The 3,922-nt window shown below is 41.1% G+C and carries 1 protein-coding gene; it reads right to left on the reverse strand.

The window, feature by feature from the left end; genetic code table 11:
- A partial coding sequence (locus M0D21_RS22865; RefSeq protein WP_248334335.1) for a hypothetical protein occupies positions 1-3,922 on the reverse strand: 3,922 nt, incomplete at both ends.

The following is a 3,922-nucleotide window of genomic DNA, read 5'->3' on the forward strand; positions in this document are numbered from 1 at the left end:
GTAATGCATTTCCATAGGGTGTTTCTAACACCACGGCATATACTCCTGTAGCCAATCCTGTGATATCAAAGGGAATACTATATGTTCTCAATCCCTCTTGTTGTACTCTAGCCATCATCTGATTACTACTTAAACTAAAAACCTTAACCACAACACTACCAATCTCTCCCAACTCAACATCGACCGTAAACCTACCACTGGTAGGATTGGGATACACCAGAAAATCACTAATCCCCTTACTAACCTGCTGCTGGGTCACTTCTCCATCATCCCCAACAACATCATCATCCTGTTCCAATACCAAAACCGTCTTAACACGCATCGCCTGACAATCCCCAACCCTAGTTAATAAGCCAACCTCATACTCCCCAGCCTCTGCAAAAGTCATAATCAGCTCATCATCACTCTGATCCTGAACAATAGCGCCCTCTGGAACCAACCACTCTATACTATCTGGCAGTGGAGAACTCAACTCCACTACAATCAATTCCTCTCCTACAAACACCTGACTCGACATACCAAACTCAGCATCTATCGCAGCACTACTCTCAATAATCTCTAGCTGATGACTCGCCATACATCCATTTACATCTCTAGCAGTAACCGTATAAATCCCGCCTTCAGGAAATACAACAACTCCGCCTTGTGAACTAAACCCCGAACCAGACCACTCATACTCCAATCCATCTATTCCTACAATACTACCATCAACCTCCAATGCCTGATCCAAACAAAACGTCATCGATGAAGGCAAATCAAAAACCAACTCATCAGGATTATCCAAAGTATATGTGCGTTGTTGAACACCATTGGGTAAACCCGTAACTGTAACCGTATAACTGCCTGCACATAAACCCTCTATGCGATCTCCAACCATACCATTACTCCATTGATAGCTAAAACTACCAATACCTCCATTGACCACTAAACTAATACTACCATCACAACCCTCATAACACGTAGGATCAACAACACTGCCATCGATAATATCAGGCTGACCAATACTAAAATCTTCAACCAATACACAGCCATTACTCAAACCTGTACTATTGGAATCCTCCACCATCAACATATAATTACCCGCAGCTAGATTAGCTATATCTTCACTACTTGAACTAAAACCATTATCTCCTATCCATTCATATCGATATGGAGGAGTACCTCCATCTATACTAATCGAGATACTACCATCACTACCTCCAAACAAACTCACATCTCGAAGATCATCGACCACAACGCTTAACTCCCCAGGTTCGATAACCTCGATATTACTCAAAACATTAGACTCACATCCCAGCTCATTCCTAACAACAACAGAGTAAATACCACCATTGGCGATAGGAATACTACTACCTACCAAGGCCTCCCAAACACCACTACCACTAAGTAAATACTCATAACTATTACCTCCACTTACTGTAAGCTCTAATAAACCATCGCCATCACCAAAACAAGACATATCGCTAACCTGAGGATCGCTAATCAAAACCTCTGCAGGATTATCTAATCTGAGTACTCCTGAACGTACAACCGTCTCTGCAATACCAAAGTCACCCCCCTCAGGAATAACCTCCAACTCATAATCACCAAACGATAAATCACTAATACTAGAAGTACTGCCAGGATAAGGAACTCCATCCTTAAACCAACGATAGGCAAAGCCATCTACTACTGGTATACTTATACCTCCATTACTATCATCATAACACACAATATCGGTAATACTAGCAACTCCTATTTGAGGAACCAATAACGAGGGTAACTCTATAACATCGGTCTCTGCTCTACAACCATTACCATCGATAACTTCAATCTTATAATTACCAACTCCTAAACCGCCTATATCCTGACTCCCAGAACTAACGTTCTCCAATCGACTCAACTCCAAATCTCCATTGTCAGCATCTTTAACGATATACGTATAATCTGAACTACCATCATTAGTAACTACTCGAATAACACCATTGGACGAAGTAGGATTCCAAACACGTTCTATAACACCTGTATCGGTAGCATCAATACTAATCGATACAGGGTCCTCTACCTCATAGGTGCGTTGTTGTGTACCATTGGGTAAACCAGTGATGGTAACCGTATAATCCCCAGAGGATAATCCGGTGATACTACTACCACTCATACCATTATCCCAACTATATCCAAAACTACCAATACCCTCATTAACCAATAACGAGATGGAACCATCTGAACCCCCCGAACAGGTAGGATCTACAATCGTATCTTCTATAACATCGGGCTGACGTACTACAAAATCACGTATTAAAACACAACCATTGTTAACCCCTACACTAGAGTTCGCATCTCGAACAGTTAACGTATATAATCCAGCCTCTAAGCCACTAATGTCCTCTGAAAAAGAAGTATAACCATTATCGCCACTCCACTCATAACTATATGAAGGACTACCGCCCATAACCGTAATCGATAACAAACCGTCATTACCTCCAAAAACACTAACATCAACCTGAGTATCGATAGACAACGTCAACTCATCAGGCTCTGATATAAAAATATCAGTCAAAATATTGGATAAACAACCCCGCTCATTACGAACCTGAACATCATAAAAACCACCCTCTACAATAGTAATACTACTGCCAACAAGGGATAACCAACTACCACTATTGTTTAATTGATACTCATAACTACTCCCTCCAACAATATCTAAACTAATCCTACCATCACCATCACCATGACAATCAATATTGGTAACCTGAGGATTACTAATCGCAACATCGATAGGATTAATGATAGGAATAGCACCTGAACTAACAACGGTCTCTGCAATAGCAAAATCACCGCCGTTGGGAATAACCTCTAACTCATAATCCCCAGCAGATAAACCACTAATACTAGATGTACTACCTGCGAATGGAGCACCATCCTTAAACCAGCGATAGGCAAAACCATTACTAACAGAAATACTGATAGCGCCATTGTTCTCATCGCGACAACGTATCTGAGTAACAACTGGACTACCTAATACTGGAACAGGTAAACTCTCTAAAGGAAGTACTACTGTAGTAGCATCACAACCATTACTATCGATAACTTCAACCTTATAATTACCAGGACCTAAATTACCAATGTCCTGAGGGTTAGATGTACTGTTATTTATTCGACGTAGCTCAGCATCTCCATTATCCGCATCACGTAAGATATACGTATAAGGACTACTGCCATTATTGGTGAAAACTCGTAACAAACCATTGGTAGAACTAGGAGTATAAGGACGTGTGATAATACCAGTAGCAGAATTAATACTCAAGGAACTACTAATCGTATTGATTGTAACCAAACCCGTCTGGGTACCCTCACAAATCGTAGCTCCAAACCTACGACGTGATATAAATCGATAACCTACCCCCTGTGTTAAATTATTGAACGTAGAGGAACTCTGCCAAACATTACTACCAACTATACTATATTCTAATATGCCTGAACCTAAATTCGTGCCACCCGAAGAAGATAAAGTAACTGAACCCGTATCACCAACACAACTCGGTTGAACTATCGTAGGAACGCTCGTTACAATCTGCGTGCGACCATCAATATCAAAACCAGGCGTGATCTCACCACTCTTTACCGTAACACTACCACCATTAAAACGAACCTCCTGGTAAATGATATAATAGGAACCAGGCGCTAAATTACTAGCCGAAGAACCACTAAAAGTACCATCACCATTAGAAGTTAATGATGGAACAGTATAGTCTGTAAAAGCCTGAGGTAAACTACCCGATGCAGGATCGCCAGTGAAATCCCCAGGATCTCCCTGATAAATGAAATAACGCATCTGATAACCACTCGCTACATTATTGTCAAATCGCAAAGAAACACTACCATCATTAACACCAAAACAACTCGTGTCACTAGGGGTCGGGGTGCCTACTAAATTAGGAGA

Source organism: Aquimarina acroporae, from assembly GCF_023195925.1.
GTDB classification, from domain to species: Bacteria; Bacteroidota; Bacteroidia; order Flavobacteriales; family Flavobacteriaceae; genus Aquimarina; species Aquimarina acroporae.